Here is a 19,026-nt window from a genome sequence, read left to right on the forward strand (position 1 = left end):
CTATAAAGTCGCCATTGCCGCGGCGTGTCTCTTCACGTCCGGCGCTTCCCTTTCTGTCATCGGTCGATGCCAAACTCGACCCACAGCACTTGCCCGGAGATGATTCATGAGTCGTATCGTTACCGTCGCCGCCACCCAGATGGCCTGTTCCTGGGACCTTGAAGCCAACCTCGAAACCGCTGAAAGGCTGGTCCGTGAGGCTGCGGCCAAAGGCGCGCAGATCATCCTGATCCAGGAACTGTTCGAGGCGCCGTACTTCTGCCAGAAGCCGAACCCGGATTACCTGCAACTGGCCACGACGGTTGAAGACAACGTCGCCATCAAGCATTTCCAGAAAATCGCCAAAGAACTGCAAGTAGTGCTGCCGATCAGCTTCTACGAACTGGCCGGCCGCGCACGTTTCAACAGCATCGCGATCATCGATGCCGACGGCTCCAACCTCGGGATTTATCGTAAAAGCCACATCCCGGACGGCCCTGGCTATCACGAAAAGTATTACTTCAACCCGGGCGATACCGGCTTCAAAGTCTGGAATACCCGCTACGCGAAAATCGGCGTGGGCATCTGCTGGGATCAGTGGTTCCCGGAATGCGCGCGCAGCATGGCGTTGCTGGGTGCGGAAATTCTGTTCTACCCGACCGCCATCGGCAGCGAGCCGCACGACAAGACCATTTCGTCCCGTGACCATTGGCAGCGTGTGCAACAGGGCCATGCCGGTGCCAACCTGATGCCGCTGATCGCCAGTAACCGCATCGGCAATGAGGAGCAGGACGGGTACGACATCACCTTCTACGGCTCGTCGTTCATCGCCAACCAGTTCGGCGAGAAGGTTCAGGAACTCAATAAAACCGAAGAAGGCATATTGGTTCATCGTTTCGACCTCGACGAGCTGGAGCACATTCGCAGTGCGTGGGGCTCGTTCCGTGATCGCCGCCCGAACCTATACAATGCGCTCAAAACCCTCGACGGTTCCCTGGAGTCCTGACTGCATGACCACTTTAAACAGCACCCCGCGCGCCGACGGCTTCTACATGCCCGCCGAGTGGGCGGCACAAACCCAAACCTGGATGATCTGGCCAGAGCGTCCGGACAACTGGCGCCTGGGCGGCAAACCGGCGCAAGCCGCACACGTGGCGGTGGCCAAGGCCATCGCGCGTTTCGAACCAGTGACCGTGGCGGTGTCCGCCGGCCAATACGAAAACGCTCGGGCGCGTCTCGATGTGCCGAATATTCGTGTGGTCGAGATGTCCAGCGACGATGCCTGGGTCCGCGACACCGGCCCGACATTCGTCATCAATAACAGCGGTGAAGTCCGCGGCGTGAACTGGGATTTCAACTCCTGGGGCGGCTTTGACGGTGGGTTGTATTCGCCTTGGAACCGCGACTCGCAGGTCGGCGGCAAGATCCTCGAGATCGAGCGCAGCCCGCGTTATCGCACCGAGGGTTTTGTGCTCGAGGGCGGTTCGATTCACGTGGATGGCGAAGGCACGCTGATCACCACTGAAGAATGCCTGCTCAACCGCAATCGCAACCCGCACATGAACCGCGCGGAAATTGAAGCGATGCTCAGCGCGAATCTGGCTGTGGATAAAATCATCTGGCTGCCGGACGGTTTGTTCAACGACGAAACCGACGGCCATGTGGATAACTTCTGCTGCTACGTGCGTCCGGGCGAAGTATTGCTGGCCTGGACCGACGACCCGCAAGACCCGAATTACCCGCGCTGCCAGGCGGCGATGAAAGTGCTGGAAAGCAGCACCGACGCCAAGGGTCGCCCATTCACGGTGCACAAGATGCCGATTCCCGGGCCGCTGTATGCGACCGAAGAAGAGTGCGCCGGTGTCGACCCGGTGGACGGCACCCAGGAACGCAACCCGACCGTTCGTCTGGCCGGTTCTTACGTGAACTTTCTCATCGTCAACGGCGGCATCATCGCGCCAAGTTTCGACGATCCGCTGGATGGTCCGGCCAAAGAGATTTTGCAGAACCTGTTCCCGCAACACGAAGTGGTGATGGTACCGGGCCGCGAACTGTTACTGGGAGGCGGTAACATCCACTGCCTTACCCAACAACAGCCCGCGCCGCACAAGGAGTGAGTGGGGTTGTAACAGCTTGAGTTGATTGCTAAATCGCTCAGGCAAACGTTTTCCCCGTACGCCTTACAGAAAGCCCGCAGCCCGTCAGGACTGCGGGCTTTTTTTGTATCCGCTCGTCGACCATCCAGACACATTGGCACAGCTCTTGTATCTCACCAGGTGTAGACAGGGAGGGGGAGGACTTCGATGTTCTGTCATAAACCTTGGATAAGTTAGCCGCTCACAAACCAGGAGAGAGCGCGGAAATGAACGCCGAAATGAATGTGGTGAGCGAGCGGGCATTGCATCCCCTGGCAGTAAAGAACAGCGATTCGCTCCAGATTCTGGCGCACTGGTTGAAGTCCAATGGAACGCGTCAGATCAGGGAACCTGATCCGCGCCGGATGATGATCGAGCGTTACCCCGCTGGTTTATTCAGCGAAGCGGAACTGGAAGCGTTGTGGGATGTGATGGAAGGATAAGAAGAAAAACAACGGATTGATAAAAGCGCTGCCGGGAGGGCGGCGCTTTTTTATGGGCGATGGTTTTGTGGGCATTACGCAGAACCCCGTGTAGGAGCCGGCTTGCTGGCGATAGCGGCTTAACATTCAACAATTACGCTGACTGTTACACCGCAATCGTCGGAACGCCGCCCGCAGCAAGCCGGCTCCTACACGGGGCGGCGTGATGCCGGAGTCCGGGGTGTTTAGAAGCTGTAAGTCCCGGTCACCACCACGCTGCGCGGTTCACCCGGTTGAATCTGCGCCGCGCTGGTGGCCGACGAGTAATAGGTTTTGTCGCTGATGTTGTTCAGCGCCGCACGCAAATCCCAATCCTTCTGACGGAACCCGGCCAACGCATCCCAACGGCCATAACCCGGTAGCACGGTGGTGTTGAGGTTGTCGGCGTAACGCTGGCCCACCAGGGTCAAACCGGTTTCGGCGTACCAGCCCATTTCCGGTTTCCAGGTCAGGAACAGGCTGCCGTTGTGCTTGGCCACGTTGCTGATGCGCTTGCCTTCAAAGCCGTTGTTGTCCTTCTCGACCGTCGCGTCCTGAATGCCCACGCCACCGCGCACGTACCAGTTGCCGACAATTTTGCCGGTACCGGTCAGCTCGATCCCGCGGGAACGTTGCAGGCCCGAAAGCAAGGTAATGGTCGGGTTGAGCGGATCGCTGGTGCGACGGTTGTAAAGCTCCAGTTCGTAGACCGCCAGCGTGGTGCTCAGGCGATCGTCGAGCCAGTCGCTCTTCACGCCGATTTCCTTCTGCTTGGTCAGCTCGGGGCTCAGGTCGTTGGTGTTGCCGGCAGCGCCAGGCGTGATGCCGATCAAGCCACCGCCCACCGGGGAAAAGGTCTTGGTCCATGACGCATAGAAGGAGTGATTCTGCAGTGGCGTCCAGACCAGTCCTACACGTGGGCTGGTGCTGTGGCTGTCGCGGTCCTCGGAAATGTCCCGCAGGTTGTTGGTCGATTCGATGTCGAAGGTGTCGTAACGCAGACCGCCCAACAGTTGCCATTCATCGTTCAGGCGCAGTTGGTCCTGCACGTACACCGCACGGCTTTCGACTTCGGTGTGGTTGTCGCTGGACACCTGCATGCGTCCGGTGTGACGCAAATTGCGATTAGGGCTGTTCAGGTTCAGCGCCGGAACGGGCCGACTGCCGGGGCCGGTCGTGGCGGCGGTGTACAGGATCGGGTCGCGGCGCTGGCTGCCGATTTCGATGCCGGTCAGCAATCGATGCTCAAGGCCGAAGGTATCGAAACCACCCTCCAGCTCAACGTTGTTAAACACGTTGCGGGTATTCAGGTCCTGCTGCCAGTGCTGGCGCGTGACCGAGTTGGTCGCCGGGGTGTAGCCGATCAGGTAGGTGTTGTCGAAATCGCTGTTGAGCTTGAACACACCCAAGGTCTGACGCAGCTGCCAGTTCTCGTTGATGTCATAGCTGAGTTTCGAGCGCAGGGATTGCGACTTGTCATCGATGAAATCGTTATCGCTGCCGTAGGTCGTATCCCGTCCGACATCGGCCGGGCGTCCGTTGACACCGGGGATTCCGCGATCCGGCGTACGGTTGTAGCGGCTGTATTCGTACTGCACCAACCAGTTCAGGTCGGGTGTCAGTTGCCAGCTCATCGACGGTGCGAACAACTGGCGATTGCCGCTGACGCCATCGCGGAAACTGTTCTGATCCATGTTGCCCATGTTCAGGCGCAGGCTGATGTTATCGCTGGGGTCAGTGCTCAGGTCCGCGTAAAGGCTGCGCAGATCGTTGCTGCCGCCCTGGGCTTCGATGGTCGAACGGCGGCCGAATTCCGGCAGCTTGCTGACCCGGTTGACGATCCCGCCCTGGCTGCCACGGCCGTACAACACCGCCGCCGGCCCCTTGAGGACTTCGATGCGTTCGATGTTGTGCAGGTCGCGCACGTACTGGCTGTCGTCCCGAATACCGTCCAGGTAAAAGTCGTTGCTGGCGTCGAAACCGCGAATGCGCAAGCTGTCGAAGCGGGTGTCGGCGCCGCTGCTGACGTTGGGCATTCCGCTCAGCGCCGTGCCCAGATCGTTGGTCCCGTAATCGACGACGTTCGAGGTTTTTATCGAGTCGATGGCTTGTGGCACGTAGCGTACCGGCGTGGCCGTGCGGGTCGCTGTGCTGGTTTCTTTCACACGTGGATCGTCAGCCTCTGCTTCGGCGCTGATCGAAGTAGCCGGCAGGGTTGTAGGCGCGGCGTAGGAAAAACCGGCAGATAGCAAGGCAGAGAGCCCGAGACTGAAGGGCGTAAGACGAAATGGAGCAGGCATTAAGGACGCATCCGTAGGATTTTGGGTAGTATCGTGAAGGGTGCGAATGGTAATGCTTGCTATTTACTTTCGTGAATTATTCCTGAGAAGTTCCTTTGTTTGATTGTTTCAATTTGTGTCGAGGTTGTTACAGGAAGGATTTGCAGCATTCGACCGATTCATGAAACAGACTGAAAGCCATTCCGGCGTTTTTCAGAAACTGTCGCAGGGCTAACCTGTCGGCATTGATTTTTCCTACCTTTTTGCCGGAGCCTTCCCATGATCCTTCACTACATTTACGACCCGTTGTGCGGCTGGTGCTACGGCGCAAAACCACTGGTGCAAGCCGCTCAGGCCGTTCTGCCGGTGATTGCCCATGGCGGCGGCATGATGACCGGCGCCAACCGCCAGAGGGTCTCGCCACGTTTGCGTGACTACGTGATGCCCCACGACCGGCGCATCGCCGAGTACACCGGTCAGCCATTCGGCGAAGCGTATTTCGAAGGGTTGCTGCGTGACGAAACGGCGGTGTTCGACTCCGCTCCGCCGATTGCCACCGTGCTCGCGGCGCAGCAGATCGCTGGCCGTGGGCTGGAGTTGTTAGGCCGTTTGCAGAGCGCGCATTACGTGGAAGGGCGGCGTATCGCCGATGAAACCGTGTTGATCGAGCTCGCCAACGACATCGGCCTGGAAGCCGAAGCCTTCTTGTCAGCGTTTGAAAACGCCGACACCGATGGCCACATCAAAGCCAGCCGCGCCTTGTTGGCCAACGTCGGCGGCCATGGTTTCCCGACCTTCGCCCTGGAGCAGGATGGCCAGTTCACGTTGATCGACATCAGCCCGTGGCTCGGCAAGCCGCAAGCCTTCGCGGCATGGCTGAGTCAATCGCTTCCCGCAGACGCCGCGACATCCGAGTTTCAGGCCTGCGGCCTCAACGGCTGCGCCCACTGAATTCTCCCGGAGCCTTTCATGGATAACCTGAGCCTGATCAAAAGCACCTACGAAGGCGCCAACTCCCAGGAAAATGCGCGCAACACCGCCGCAGCCCTGGCCGATGACGTTCGCTGGACCGAAGCCGCAGGCTTTCCTTACGCCGGCACCTACGTTGGTTTTGACGCCATCGTCGAGAACGTCTTCAAGCGTCTGGCCACCGAATGGGAAGGTTTTCAGCTGAAGATCGAGGACTACGTCGCACAGGGAGACAAGGTGTTTGCCTACGGCAATTACAGCGGAGTCTACAAAGCCACCGGCCGCTCGATGAATGCTCGCGTCGCCCATTTGTGGACCATCGCCAATGGCAAAGTTACCCATTTCGAACAATTCGTCGACAGCCACACCGTGCAGCTGGCAATCGTAGACAAGTAATTTCTTAGACGATTTTCACCTAATCACAGACGATTCATGAAATTGACACATGGTTAAGGGCGCGGATAGGATTCGCCCCAACGCCTGTGGCTAACCGCCATGACTCAAAAAAATAAAAAGGCCCGCTCCGCGATTTATCGTGGGCGGGCCTTTTTGTTTTCGGGTGAAAAAAGAGTGCGATAGCGCCGTTTCAGCCGTTCGACACAGCGCGTATCAACCCGAAATAAGGAAAAGAACAAAATGTTGAATAAGCGAATCAGCCTGATCGCTCTGGGGATGTTGAGCGCGACACAGGCCATGGCTAACGACCAGGCCGAATCCAAGGGTTTTGTTGAAGACAGCAGCCTAAAAGTGCTGCTGCGCAACGCCTACATCAATCGTGACTACAAAGACGGTCGTGCGGACAAAGCCGAGTGGGGCCAAGCGGCCATCGGCACGTTCTCGTCCGGTTTCACCCAAGGCACCGTCGGTGTGGGTGTGGACGCGTTCGGTCTGTACGCACTGCGTCTGGACGGCGGCAAGGGTCGCACCGGCGCGCAAGGCATCGACTTCTTCAAGAAAGGCGACAGTGGCAACGCGGCTGACGACCTGTCGAAGGGCGGCGCAGCGGTCAAATTCCGTCTCTCCAGCACCACGCTGACTTACGGTGACCAGATGCCGGCCCTGCCGGTGTTGAGCTACGACAACGTGCGCCTGCTGCCGGAAAGCTATACCGGCACGCTGATCACCTCCAAGGAGATCAAAGGCCTGGAACTGAACGCCGGTCGCTTCACCGCCGAATCGCGCAAAAGCGCGGAAGGCCGTGACAGCGGTGGCTTGAAGTCGATCAACGTATTGGGCGGTAGCTACCAGTTCACCGAGCAGTTCAAGGCGGCGGTGTACGCGTCTGACGTTGAAGACGTGTTGAAGAAGCAATACGTGAACGCCAACTACGTGTTCCCGATCGACAAGGATCAGTCCCTGACCCTCGACTTCAACGGCTACCGCACCAAGCTGGACGATTCCTACGTCCGCGAAAGCGGTGCCACCGGCGATGACAACAAGATCTGGAGCCTGGCAGCCACCTTCGCCACCGGCCCGCACTCGTTCACCGTCGCTCACCAGCGCAGCACCGGCGACAGCAACCTGGGCTACGCCTACGGCGGCTATCAGAAGGATCAAGGTCGCGTCGGTGACGGTGGTAACACCATCTACCTGGCGAACTCCTACTGGTCCGACTTCAACGCTGAAGACGAGCGCAGCTGGCAGGTCGGCTACGGTCTGGACTTCAGCACGTTCGGCGTTCCGGGCCTGAGCTACAACGTGGCTTACGTGCGCGGCGACAACATCACCACCTCCACCAGCGAAGGCGGTACCGAGCGCGAAATCTTCAACCAGTTCAAGTACGTCGTGCAAAGCGGCCCGGCCAAAGACCTGAGCGTGAAACTGCGCAGCTCGATCCTGCGTGTTTCGCAGAAGTCGAGCGAGTACAACGTCAGCGGCAACGAAGTCCGTGTATTCGTCGACTACCCGATCAACATTTTCTGATGATCGGTTGCCGTATCGAGGCCTGATTAGAGGCTGAGAACGAAGAAGCCCCGACTGGTTCGGGGCTTTTTTGTGGGCGGCGCGAGGCTCTAGGTCGCGGCAAGCGCATCAGGTGCTCAACGACTACCGACGCAAAATGATCAAAACGAGCACTCAGAATGATTGATTTGCGCAATTTGTAAGGGTGGCATAAGATTATTTTGACTGATTCAATCACTATTGTGATCGGTTCAGTCAGTTTCGAGGTGAAACACGTCTTACCCCACAATTATAAAAGGAGACCCTCGTGGCCCAATTTCCTATCAAGCGCACCATAGAACGCATTCCGGGCGGCATGATGATCGTGCCCCTGCTGATCGGTTCGCTGGTCGCCACCTTCATGCCTGATACGCCCAAGTTTTTCGGCTCCTTCACCAACGCGCTGTTCACCGGAGCGTTGCCTATCCTCGCGGTGTTCTATGTGTGCATGGGCGCGAGCATCAACATCAAGGCCACGCCTTACCTGCTGAAGAAGGGCGGCACGCTGCTGATTACCAAAGTCGGCATCGCCGTGCTCATCGGTATCGTGCTCGGGCATTTCCTGGGCGAGCAGCCGATTTCGTCAGGCCTGTTCGCCGGCATCTCGACGTTGGCGGTGGTCGCCGCGATGAACGACACCAACGGCGGTTTGTACATGGCGCTGATGGGGCAGTACGGTCGCTCCGAAGACGTCGGTGCCTACTCGGTCATGTCCCTGGAGTCCGGCCCGTTCCTGACCATGGTCACCCTTGGCATCGCCGGCCTGTCGGCGTTCCCGTGGCCGACGCTGGTGGGCAGCATCCTGCCGCTGGCGCTGGGCATGTTGCTGGGCAATCTCGACCGCGACATGCGCGACTTCCTGGCCAAGGCCGTTCCGGTGATGATCCCGTTTTTCGCTTTGGCGCTGGGCGCAAGTCTGGATCTGCACAACGTCTGGCAGGCTGGCTTGCTCGGTCTCGGTATGGGTGTTGCGGTGGTCGTGTTGACCGGCATTCCGCTGTTCTTCGCTGATCGTTTGACCGGTGGCACGGGCGTCGCCGGTGTCGCTGCGGCTACCACCGCCGGGAACGCCGCAGCCGTTCCTGCGCTGATCGCGGCGGCCAATCCGGTGTACGCCGAAGCGGCCAAGAGCGCGACCATATTGGTAGCCGCCTGCGTGGTGGTCACCGCGATTCTTGCGCCGATACTCACTGCAGCCGTCGCCAAGCGCGTACAAAAGCGCAACCCTGTCGTCGTCTCTGAGCAGGAGATCGAACCTCAAAAGCAGGAGGCGTTGCGATGAGGATTCTGATCATCGCCGATGATCTGTCCGGCGCGGCGGATTGCGCCATTGGTTTCGCGAGCGTGGGGCTACAAACCGTCGTCACGCTCGATCCCTTGAACGACTCGGCCGATGCTCAGGTGATCGCTGCTGATACGGACACTCGCCGCCTCTCTGCGGAGCAGGCTGCCGAGCGCACCGTTGCCGCGTTCAAGGCGCTGCATCAGCCTGGGCAGCGGTTGTACAAGAAAATCGATTCGACCCTGCGCGGTAACTGGGCAGCGGAAGTTGCTGCCCTGCAACCCTTGGCCGGCCTGGCGATCGTCGCCCCGGCATTCCCTGCTACGGGGCGCACGTTGCGCGGCGGTCGGGTCTTCGTGAACGGTCAACCGCTGGAAACCACCGATACCTGGAAGCTCGAAAACGCTGATCGCCCAGCTGACGTAGAAGCGATGCTCATCGCCGCCGGCCTGAGTACCGCGAGGCTGGATCTCGAGACCTTGCGCGGCAACGAAAATGCGCTCGCGCAGCACATCACCCAAGTCGCCCGCAGCGGCACGCAAGCGCTGATCGTCGATGCACAAATCGAAGACGATTTGCTGACCCTCGCTCGCCTGACCGCGTCGATGGATCAGCCGCTGTTCTGGATCGGTTCGGGAGGCCTGGCGCGGGAAATCGCCAGCCTTCCGGATTTTTCAGAAACACGGTTCACGGCCATCGAACCGACCGCGCAGGAAAAAAATCAGGCGCCGATTCTGATCCTCGTCGGCAGCCTGTCCGGCGTCTGCGAGCGGCAATGCGCGCTGCTCAAGGAGCGCGGCGGTGTCAGCGAACTGGTCGTCCCGCCCGAGGTCCTTCGCCAGGGCGTCGCCCATGAAGATTGGGCAACCTGGCAGGCGCGCATTGGCGAGCAACTCGATGGCTGGAGCGACCTGCTGCTGCGCATCGGTCGCGATGATGCGTTCGATCCGCAAGAGGGCGCGCAACTTTCAAGCATGCTGGCTGTGCTGGTCGAACCGCACTTCGCCAAGGTCGGCGGTCTGATCGCCACCGGCGGCGAGACGGCCCGGGCCATATTGACCACTGTCGGCATCGACAGCCTGCAACTCATCACTGAAATCGAGGCCGGCGTTGCCTTCGCCCGCCCGACTGTTTCCCGGCAAGGCCATCGTCCCGGCATCGTGACCAAGGCCGGCGCGTTCGGCACCGATCACGCTTTGTATGCGGCATGGCAACACCTGAGCGACAGCGCCGATCGCTCCTCGCCCCAACGCACACGAATCCAAGGACTCGAATGAACACTATGAGCAATTACCTCCCTATCATCGGCATCACCATGGGCGACGCCTCGGGTGTCGGTCCGGAAATCGTGGTCAAGAGCCTGACTCACGACATCGTCTATCAACAGTGCCGACCGCTGGTGATTGGCGATGCGCGCCGTCTCGAACAAGCCAATGTGATCGTCGGCGGCAGCGCCAAAGTGCGCCGCATCAAGGACGCTTCCGAGGCACGCTACGAGACCGGCGTGATCGACTGCATCGACCTCGACCTGATCCCCGACGACCTGCCATTCGGCGAACTCTCGCCCATTGCTGGTGACGCCGCTTACCAATACATCGCTCGTGCCGTGGAGCTGGCGCAGGCCAACCAGATTGACGCGATCTGCACCGCGCCGCTGAACAAGGAAGCGCTGCACGCCGGCGGCCACAAATACCCCGGCCACACCGAAATGCTCGCGCACCTGACCAACGTCGATGAAGTTTCCATGATGCTGGTGGCACCGCAGCTGCGGGTGATTCACGTCACGACGCACATCGGCATCATCGATGCGATCCGCAAGATCGAGCCGGGCCTGGTCCAGCGCACCATCGAGCGCGGCAACGCGACGCTGATCAAGGCCGGCATCGCCCGCCCGCGCATTGGCGTGTGCGGGATCAACCCGCATGCCGGTGAAAACGGCCTGTTCGGTTACGGCGAAGAGGAAGAAAAAATCATCCCGGCGGTGAAGCTGTTGCAGGAACGCGGCCTCGACGTCACCGGCCCGCTGCCGGCCGACACCCTGTTCTTCCGCGCCGGACGCGGCGACTTCGATCTGGTGGTCGCGATGTATCACGACCAGGGCCACGGTCCGGTCAAAGTGCTCGGCCTGGAGGCAGGCGTGAACGTCACCGTCGGCCTCGACGTGATCCGCACCTCGGTCGACCACGGCACCGCGTTCGACATCGCCGGCAAAGGCATCGCCGATGAGCGCAGCCTGCTCGAAGCACTGCGCCAGGGCGCGGAACTGGCCACGCGACGGGGATGAGCCGCAGGGGCGCTGTCGTGTAAGATCGACCACCGTCCACCGTGCGAGACCCGCCATGAAAGCCTCCGAACGCCACCGCGCCATCCTCGACCTCGTACGCATCGGCGATGCCAACGTCGAGCAATTGAGCGCGGCCCTCGGGGTTTCGGAAGCCACGGTGCGACGCGACCTGACCATGCTCGCCAAACAACGGCACCTGGTGCGCACCTACGGCGGCGCCACCGCCGTGGTCGGCGTGCATGAACCGGAAGCCTCCCTCGAAGAACGCAAAACCAGCCAGTGGGAACAGAAAGACGCCATCGCCCAAGCGGCGGCGGCGCATGTCCAGGACGGCGACACCGTCCTGCTCGACGGCGGCACCACCTGCGCCGCGCTGGCCCATCACCTGTGCTCGCGACAAGACGTGCACGTGGTCACCAACAACCTGCTGGCAGTGATGACCCTGGCCAATGCGCCGGGCATTCGCCTGACCCTGATCGGCGGCGACTTGCGCGGTTCGAGCATGAGCACGTTGGGGCCGTTGGCGGAGTTGACCTTGAGCCGGTTGAGCGTCGACAAAGCCTTCCTCGGCGCGGATGGCGTGGTCGCGGAATTTGGCTTGTGCGAAGCGAGCGCGCAGCAGGCCTATCTCAAGGAATGCATCATCAAACGGGCGGCGCAGATTGTGGTGCTCGCCGACACCGACAAACTCGGTCGTGCGCGGCAACAGCACTGGACGCCGATTGAGCGGGAGTGGCGGTTGATTACCGGGGCTACCGCCGATGAAGCTGCTCTCGCACCGTTTCACGCGCTCAAGCAAATCACCGTAGAAACCGTGATCGTCGATTAAGCCCCGAACTGTAGGAGCCGGCTTGCTGGCGATGGCGTCCTTAAAATCGCCATCGCCGGCAAGCCGGCTCCTACGAAAAGCGATCTCCGCTCTGTCGGCGAATTCTGTTTCCAAGACGTGTCGCAAAAAGTGAAAAATTGCGACACGTTTTGGTGTCATGCATTACACCACGTAACTAATGATGTTCCCGCCCCCACCTTTATCCCCACCCCCCAAACTCCTACATTGAGCTCCAACACCTACCCATCATCCCGATGAGCAGGTCACTGGAGATCTTCCTCATGCCTTTTGTAAGCGTACGCATTACCCGCGATGGCGTTACCTCTGAGCAGAAAGCTCAGGTGATCGCTGAAATCACTGAAACACTGGAACGCGTCCTCAAGAAGGACCCGCACCTGACCCACATCGTGATCGAAGAAGTCGACACCGATAACTGGGGCTACGCCGGGATCACTACCACCCAGTACCGCAAGCAACTGGCTGAGAAGGAGGGCAAGTCGTGACTGCGTCGGTCTCCATCGATTTCGTCTCCGACGTGGTGTGCCCTTGGTGTGCACTGGGCGCGACGGCGTTAGAGCAGGCGATTGAGAACGTGTCGGGTGAAGTCTCGGTGGATCTGACCTACAAGCCGTTCGAGTTGAACCCGAACATGCCACTTGAAGGCGAGAAAGCCGTCGAGCACCTGATGCGCAAATACGGGCGCACCGCTGAAGACGTCGCCGCCGGCAAAGCGATGCAAATCGCTCGTGGTGAAGCACTCGGTTTCAAGTTTGACCTGGAGAAGCGCACCCACTTCTACAACACCTTCGATGCTCACCGTCTGCTGTTGTGGGCGTTACAGCAAGGGCGGCAAGTTGCGCTGAAGAAGATCCTGCTACGCGGTTACTTCACCGACGGCCAGAACCCGAGTGATCGCGAGACGCTGGTTCGACTGGCAGCCGAAGCGGGGCTGGATGCAGCGGCGGCGCAAGAGGTGTTGGCGTCCGGAGCGTTCGCCAAAGAAGTGCGTGAGCTGGAAGCTTTTTACCAGCAGCACGGCATCAATTCGGTACCGGCCATGATCCTCAACGGTCGGCACCTGGTGTCCGGTTCGCAGTCGGTCGAGTACTACGAGCAAATGTTGAGACAAATGGCGAAGGAACCCGCCGAAGCCTGATTCATTACTTTTTCAAACCATCATTTATTAGTAGAGGTTCATCATGAGCAATTCGAAAAAAGTCATCGTAATTACTGGCGCTTCCCAAGGTCTCGGCGCCGGCATGGTTAAAGCGTTCCGTGATCTGGATTACAAAGTTGTCGCCACTTCCCGTTCGATCAAGCCATCCACCGATCCGGACATCCTCACCGTGGCCGGCGACATCGGCAACCCGGAAGTCGCTCAACAAGTGATCCGCGAAGCCATAGCACGTTTTGGCCGCGTCGACACCCTGGTCAACAACGCCGGTATCTTCGTCGCTAAACCATTCACGCAGTACACCGCTGAAGACTACGCCAATGTGCTGTCGGTGAACCTGAATGGCTTCTTCTACATCACCCAACTCGCGATCACCGAGATGGAAAAACAAGGCAGCGGCCACGTCGTCAACATCACCACCAGCCTGGTCGACCACGCTATCGACGGCGTGCCATCGGTACTGGCTTCGCTGACCAAAGGTGGCTTGAACGCGGCGACCAAATCCCTGGCCATCGAATACGCCAAGCGCGGGATTCGGGTGAACGCGGTCTCCCCAGGCATCATCAAGACGCCGATGCATGGCGAAGAGACTCACGCAGCGCTGGGCGCTCTGCACCCGGTCGGGCACATGGGCGAGATCAGCGACATTGCTCAGGCGGTTGTTTATCTGGATAGCGCCAACTTTGTTACCGGCGAAATCCTGCACGTTGATGGTGGGCAGAGCGCGGGTCACTAAGACCGGCTTTTCCAAACTGCGAAAACAACAAAACCCTCGTCGTGCGGCGAGGGTTTTTTTATTTGCCCGCCACATAAATCAGCCAGTTAGCTGGTGTTATCGTGGGTGATGTCGTAATAGTGGCTCGCAATAATTATCCCTGCCACAGCGCCCAAAAGGAGTTGAGTTAATTTTATGAGTTTCTTCACCATCGACGGTTTCAACACAGAACATTTCGCACACGATGAGCATATCCAGCAGTTGTTGCAGGGGTGGAAAAAGTCGATTGACCGCTACCTGCGCAATGTTGAAAAGGCGACTGGAGAATCCTGCTGTGATGCACCCTGGTGGTACAACGAGAGGACTAGCATCAGTGTTCTGGCGGGCGCGGCGTGGATCAATCAGTGGGCGGCGCTTGAGGAGTACAGCACGACCAAGCGCGGGGCCCCTGATGAAAACCTTGAGAAAAACCATCGCATCGGTCGTGCCGATCTGATGGTGCAAACACCCGAGGTTTCCTTTGCATTCGAAGCCAAGCAGGCATGGCAGCGAATTGGCACACGCACCACAGCAGGTGCTCGTAGCAAGAACATCCTCAAGAAAAAGAAATCTGCCTGGAAGGATGTTAGAGAGTTGAGCGTGCAGGAAGCGGACTACCGATTTTCAGCTACTTTCGCCGCGCCTTTCTTTCCCGATTCCGATTTCGAGAAGCTGCTGGAAAACTCAGGCAAGAAACCGGTCACGGCCTACATCAAGGCTTGGTACGAAGAGCTTCATGAGCAGTTGAGTAGCCAGACACGTGGGCGGACCCATTACATGGCCGCCTACTTTCCGGATCCAGAGGGTGGTTTGGTTACCAGTACGTCCGGGTTTCATTATCCGGGGGCTGTTCTCATTCTTGAGCAGTGCCAGAAGGGTAATTAGAGCGTCGCGTGAGTCACTAAGGCCTGCGTTTTTAAACCGCAGAAACAACAAAGCCCTCGTATTTCTACGAGGGCTTTGTTGTTTCTGGTACAGGGAATCGAGCCTCGAAACTGCTGATTACGAAAGAAGTGCTTCATACCTATAAAGCTCACCGAAAAAATGATTGGGGTCCGTGGAGTTCCTCTTTTTAAGAGGCAGGAAATCCACGGAGCTTGAACGTGGCTTTTTGCGTGCAGCGTTCTATTCAATCGAGTCGAGTTGGTCCAGCGCCCGGTTCACCGAGAGTTCTGCCATCATCAGAATCTGGTGAACGCCCAGCAGGGAGTTGCGACTTGGTCCCGTCTCTCGGTCTCCCACATCCATGGTGATTACGCTGGTGGATGCCAGATGGACTTGACCACCCATTTGCATTGTCACTGACCAGCACATCCTGTAGTGACGACTGGCAGAGAACGGCCCATAGACGAGATTTCTCATGGAGCGCGTCGCGATCACACTTGGACGCTATGACTTCAAGAATCAGGCCTTCATTGTGAGAGCACCGCAGGGCGTCGTGACGGGCCCTTCCCGGCTGCCTTTTTCAGGAATATTGGTGTTCCTGGTTTGGTGCGTGGGTCTGGCTCCAGCAGCTTTGAGCTAACCGTTTTTGCAACAAGAGACATCAGAAAGTGAGGCGTAACGAAAAACACCACGGCACCAGATGAGGATATGCCTTGTTGAATTGCCGTAACGATGGTCTCACCATAATCAATATTGATTTTGTCATACCAAACAGGCTGGCCCTCGTTTGTCAGATATGGGGTAACGTCCTCAATAACTGGCTTGTCATCCGAGCGCCTGCCATCAAAGACTAATCGCCTCGAAAGACCGTTGCAGCCTGCGCGCGCGTGGTTGGCAGCTTCGCCAACACCCGCCCACGACTGGAAAAGCACGATGAATCAATTCGCCATTCTCTACGAGGAGCGCTTCACCAGGCCGTACTTCATAGACTATGATTGCGCTGCCGCCTGACCGTAATCTTCTATACTACGGGCCATTCCCCCGATCGCTACCCGATTCTACTTCGTTTGGCAGCAAATGCCGCGTTGGGCCTCCCGCACTGGCACCAACTATCCCAAGCTTATTGCGAATATTAGAAAAGATGATCTTTATAAGAAATAATAAGTTTTTCTGCTGCTTATACTTGCTGGCAGTCGTCATAACCATCGGCATGGTGTACGCACTGGGCTTTCGGGCAGCGCTAGGCCAGATTGTGAACGCGCCTGAGCGCCTGAGAAACATCACGTTCCCCATCTGGGATCAACACGCTTTTTCGCAGCACGGTTTCCTCGTCTTCTATTCGATGGAGCACTACGCAAATAAGATCGCGTATTCCAACCATTCCACGGCTTATCTGTTCTACATGTACGCCCTCTATAAAGTGGAAATGTGTGTGTCGGCATTGCCGATGAGAATGACAGGGGCTTTCCTGAATATCATTTCGCTGGCAGGCGTTACGTTCTTTTTTCTGTCCCGTCTGGTGGAAAAGCGCCTGGCATTCGGTCAGGGACTGCTGATTCTGTTATCGGTCGTATTCATGGTGTCGATGCCGGGATTCTGGATTTCTTCGGCCAGATTCAACGTCGACTATCCGTTCCCATTGATATTTGCGCTCCAGGCGCTGGCTGCGTTCTTGATCTGGAAAAATCAGGAACGGTCCGGAGCGGTCATGACAGTGATCGTGTTATTTGCCTTGTTTTCTCCGATCTCGGCGGGGTTGCTGGGCATCGCCTTGCTGGTTTGGGCATGCCGCAGCGACGGTCTCGACAGACGGATGTGTCGTCTGGCACTGGTGGCCCTCGTTGCGGCCGTTGCCTTCTATCTGCCGTCCCCACTGATATCGAAGGCACTGGGTTTCACCACGTCCAACAGCGGCTATATGTTTCGCTCTGGCCTGGATGGCGACACCACTTATTTCACCAACATCTTGAAGTCGGTACTTGATCCGGCGGACCCGCGGCCAATTCCGACCATTGCCGTGCCGATCCTGTTCCTGGTAGCCCAGTTGGCCTATTTCCGCATGATCAAACGGCGTGAACCTGCCGGCGTTGCGGCACCGGCGGGGACCTCCCCGTTTGCCGGCATCCGCATGTTCTACTACCTGCTTTTTTCGCAATACTTGATGACCTGCCTGCTGTGGCCGCAGGCCATTACCATTCATCCGTACCTGTATGACTACCTGCTGACGGCACCGGTTTTCGTCGCGATTGTTCTGAATTTTGCGTACAAACCTTCACCGGCTGCGTTGCGTTTCTGGGTACTGGCGCTGTTGTTCTGCATTTCTTTCCATTTCCAGCAGGTCGCGCAGGCAAAATGTCCAGGGTGTGTCTACCCGAGCGCCTGGGAACCTAGCGGCAAGCACTCATGAAGACCGTCGCCAACTGCTGCCGGCGATGATGATTTCACGCGGCGCCAAGAAGCTACAGTGGTGCAATGCTAGCGAGACCGCCGAATTAGTGGTACCCAAGGCTCTCAATGTGCTGTTTGGTTTCGTGATGTGGCTGGAGTGTTTGCTCATCAAGGTGGGAGTGAGCTTTCCGGTCGGTGCTTCCAGGCTACTTGTCGTCCGGAAAAAGAGTGGATGCCCCCCACGTTGCATAACGACGTGATGTCTAGTTCGACCCGATTAAAATTTGCGTGCGAAGGCTCAAATGATGGAAGACAAAACGATCCAGTTCAATCGCCCCTACATGACGGGGAAAGAGCTTTATTACATCGCTGAAGCCAAGTTCGGAAATATCCTCGCCGGCGATGGCCCGTTCACCAAGCGGTGCCATGAGTGGTTGACCGAACGCACGGGTTCGAGCAAGGCCTTGCTGACCCACTCGTGCACGGCAGCGCTGGAAATGTCCGCGTTGTTGTTGGACATCCAGCCGGGTGACGAGGTCATCATGCCCTCGTTCACGTTCGTTTCCACGGCCAATGCCTTCGTTTTGCGCGGCGGCGTTCCCGTGTTCGTCGATATCCGTCCGGATACCCTGAACCTGGATGAGACGCTGATCGAGGCGGCCATCACACCGCGCACCAAGGCAATCGTGCCGGTTCATTATGCGGGCGTGAGTTGCGAGATGGATACGATCATGGAGATTGCCCGGCGTCACAACCTGAAGGTGGTCGAGGACGCGGCGCAGGGGGTCATGGCCGCTTACAAGGGCCGTGCTCTGGGCAGTATCGGGGACTTCGGCGCCTTCAGCTTCCATGAGACCAAGAACGTCATTTCGGGCGAGGGCGGCGCATTGCTCGTCAATGATCCTGAGTATGTGTTGCGCGCAGAAATCATCCGCGAAAAAGGCACTGACCGTAGCCGTTTCTTCCGCGGCGAGGTCGACAAATACACTTGGCAGGAAGTCGGGTCGTCATTCCTTCCAGGGGACATGATTGCCGCGTTTCTCTGGGCGCAGTTGGAAGAGGCCGAACAGATCACGCAGGCGCGGCTTGCCATCTGGCAGCGGTATCACGAATTGCTGGCGCCGCTGGAAACCAGCGGGGCACTGCGCCGCCCTATCGTGCCGGCCGACTGCCAGCACAACGCGCACATGTACTACGTGCTGCTGCCCGCAGATGTGCCGCGACAGCCGGTGCTCGATGGTCTCAAGCGAGAGGGAATCAATTCGGTCTTCCATTACGTGCCGCTGCACTCCTCGCCGGCTGGCAAGCGATACGGCCGTGTCCATGGCACCATGGACAACACGGTGAGCCTCTCGGAGCGCTTGCTGCGACTGCCGCTGTGGGTAGGCATGTCGATCGAGCAGCAGGAGCGTGTGGTGGAAGTCTTGCGGGGCGAACTGTTTCGCTGATTCGACAAGCACTCTTGCCGGACGTTTGAAACGTCCCCCCGCCGAAACAAGATCATCTTGCTCCCACCACAAAATATGCGCCCCAATCCCCTGAGGGAAGGGCGCATCAATGGGCAGTGCAGCGAGGCGCCAGCCAACAAGGCTGCCGCCAGCTCCCAATCAGCTGAGAAGCTGTGACAAGAGCTGTGACCAAATCGGGTATGAAACCCCAGAAACAA

Annotated in this window: 19 protein-coding genes; 16 read left to right on the forward strand and 3 right to left on the reverse strand. The window is 58.4% G+C overall.

The window, feature by feature from the left end:
* The first annotated feature begins 106 nt into the window (after positions 1-106).
* From aguB to K5R88_RS22575, 3 genes are all read left to right on the forward strand, one after another.
* Positions 107-985 carry an N-carbamoylputrescine amidase gene (aguB, locus tag K5R88_RS22565; protein ID WP_226298386.1) on the forward strand — a complete coding sequence of 293 codons (879 nt, stop codon included), beginning with the start codon at positions 107-109 and terminating at the stop codon, positions 983-985.
* 4 nt (positions 986-989) lie between these two features.
* Positions 990-2,096 carry an agmatine deiminase gene (gene aguA, locus K5R88_RS22570; RefSeq protein ID WP_192417221.1) on the forward strand — a complete coding sequence of 369 codons (1,107 nt, stop codon included), beginning with the start codon at positions 990-992 and terminating at the stop codon, positions 2,094-2,096.
* A gap of 245 nt (positions 2,097-2,341) precedes the next feature.
* The gene (locus tag K5R88_RS22575; protein ID WP_008040104.1) at positions 2,342-2,557 is read left to right on the forward strand and encodes a hypothetical protein; all 216 of its coding nucleotides are present in this window, start codon (positions 2,342-2,344) and stop codon (positions 2,555-2,557) included.
* Positions 2,558-2,781: 224 nt separating this feature from the next.
* Here the strand turns inward: K5R88_RS22575 and K5R88_RS22580 are convergent, their stop codons facing one another.
* The gene (locus K5R88_RS22580; protein ID WP_226298387.1) at positions 2,782-4,875 is read right to left on the reverse strand and encodes a TonB-dependent receptor; all 2,094 of its coding nucleotides are present in this window, start codon (positions 4,873-4,875) and stop codon (positions 2,782-2,784) included.
* Between the two features lie 258 nt (positions 4,876-5,133).
* Here K5R88_RS22580 and K5R88_RS22585 point away from each other — a divergent pair, with 258 nt between their 5' ends.
* The 11 genes from K5R88_RS22585 (at position 5,134) to K5R88_RS22635 (ending at position 14,972) form a co-directional block, all read left to right on the forward strand.
* Entirely contained in the window at positions 5,134-5,805 is a 672-nt protein-coding gene (locus K5R88_RS22585; RefSeq protein WP_226298388.1) for a DsbA family protein, read from the forward strand.
* 18 nt (positions 5,806-5,823) lie between these two features.
* The gene (locus K5R88_RS22590) at positions 5,824-6,219 is read left to right on the forward strand and encodes a nuclear transport factor 2 family protein (RefSeq protein ID WP_223434903.1); all 396 of its coding nucleotides are present in this window, start codon (positions 5,824-5,826) and stop codon (positions 6,217-6,219) included.
* Positions 6,220-6,459: 240 nt separating this feature from the next.
* Positions 6,460-7,746 (forward strand): OprD family porin, encoded by a 1,287-nt coding sequence (locus tag K5R88_RS22595; RefSeq protein WP_192226780.1) that lies wholly within the window; start codon positions 6,460-6,462, stop codon positions 7,744-7,746.
* A gap of 286 nt (positions 7,747-8,032) precedes the next feature.
* Positions 8,033-9,046, forward strand: a complete 1,014-nt coding sequence (locus tag K5R88_RS22600) for a 2-keto-3-deoxygluconate permease (protein ID WP_192226783.1) — start codon at positions 8,033-8,035, stop codon at positions 9,044-9,046.
* On the forward strand, positions 9,043-10,323 hold the full coding sequence (locus K5R88_RS22605; protein ID WP_226298389.1) for a four-carbon acid sugar kinase family protein: 1,281 nt from the start codon (positions 9,043-9,045) through the stop codon (positions 10,321-10,323). The genes K5R88_RS22600 and K5R88_RS22605 overlap by 4 nt, the downstream gene beginning before the upstream one ends.
* A 5-nt stretch (positions 10,324-10,328) precedes the next feature.
* Positions 10,329-11,330, forward strand: coding sequence for a 4-hydroxythreonine-4-phosphate dehydrogenase PdxA (pdxA, locus tag K5R88_RS22610; protein ID WP_032828579.1), 1,002 nt, complete (start codon positions 10,329-10,331; stop codon positions 11,328-11,330).
* Between the two features lie 55 nt (positions 11,331-11,385).
* Positions 11,386-12,159, forward strand: coding sequence for a DeoR/GlpR family DNA-binding transcription regulator (locus K5R88_RS22615; protein WP_192226787.1), 774 nt, complete (start codon positions 11,386-11,388; stop codon positions 12,157-12,159).
* A 281-nt stretch (positions 12,160-12,440) separates the two neighbouring features.
* A complete protein-coding gene (locus tag K5R88_RS22620; protein WP_008025002.1) occupies positions 12,441-12,662 on the forward strand; it encodes a tautomerase family protein in 222 nt (73 codons plus the stop codon).
* Positions 12,659-13,315, forward strand: a complete 657-nt coding sequence (locus tag K5R88_RS22625) for a DsbA family oxidoreductase (RefSeq protein WP_223452914.1) — start codon at positions 12,659-12,661, stop codon at positions 13,313-13,315. The genes K5R88_RS22620 and K5R88_RS22625 overlap by 4 nt, the downstream gene beginning before the upstream one ends.
* Before the next feature lie 43 nt (positions 13,316-13,358).
* Complete coding sequence (locus K5R88_RS22630; RefSeq protein WP_008024998.1) at positions 13,359-14,069, forward strand: SDR family NAD(P)-dependent oxidoreductase; 711 nt, start codon at positions 13,359-13,361, stop codon at positions 14,067-14,069.
* 174 nt (positions 14,070-14,243) lie between these two features.
* Complete coding sequence (locus K5R88_RS22635; RefSeq protein ID WP_226298390.1) at positions 14,244-14,972, forward strand: hypothetical protein; 729 nt, start codon at positions 14,244-14,246, stop codon at positions 14,970-14,972.
* Positions 14,973-15,212: 240 nt separating this feature from the next.
* On the opposite strand, the gene K5R88_RS31040 is transcribed toward K5R88_RS22635, so the two are convergent.
* Together K5R88_RS31040 and K5R88_RS22640 are read right to left on the reverse strand one after the other, a co-directional pair.
* On the reverse strand, positions 15,213-15,449 hold the full coding sequence (locus K5R88_RS31040) for a DUF6124 family protein (RefSeq protein WP_411737597.1): 237 nt from the start codon (positions 15,447-15,449) through the stop codon (positions 15,213-15,215).
* 50 nt (positions 15,450-15,499) lie between these two features.
* Positions 15,500-15,904 (reverse strand): toll/interleukin-1 receptor domain-containing protein, encoded by a 405-nt coding sequence (locus tag K5R88_RS22640; RefSeq protein WP_226298391.1) that lies wholly within the window; start codon positions 15,902-15,904, stop codon positions 15,500-15,502.
* 251 nt (positions 15,905-16,155) lie between these two features.
* Between K5R88_RS22640 and K5R88_RS22645 the strand changes: the two genes are divergently transcribed.
* Both K5R88_RS22645 and rffA read left to right on the forward strand, forming a co-directional pair.
* Positions 16,156-17,379: a hypothetical protein gene (locus tag K5R88_RS22645; protein ID WP_226298392.1), complete on the forward strand. Its 1,224-nt coding sequence runs from the start codon at positions 16,156-16,158 to the stop codon at positions 17,377-17,379.
* A 286-nt stretch (positions 17,380-17,665) separates the two neighbouring features.
* Positions 17,666-18,808, forward strand: coding sequence for a dTDP-4-amino-4,6-dideoxygalactose transaminase (rffA, locus tag K5R88_RS22650; protein ID WP_226300280.1), 1,143 nt, complete (start codon positions 17,666-17,668; stop codon positions 18,806-18,808).
* Positions 18,809-19,026 lie beyond the last annotated feature (218 nt).

The sequence above is a fragment of the Pseudomonas sp. MM213 genome (assembly GCF_020423045.1).
GTDB lineage: Bacteria > Pseudomonadota > Gammaproteobacteria > Pseudomonadales > Pseudomonadaceae > Aquipseudomonas > Aquipseudomonas migulae.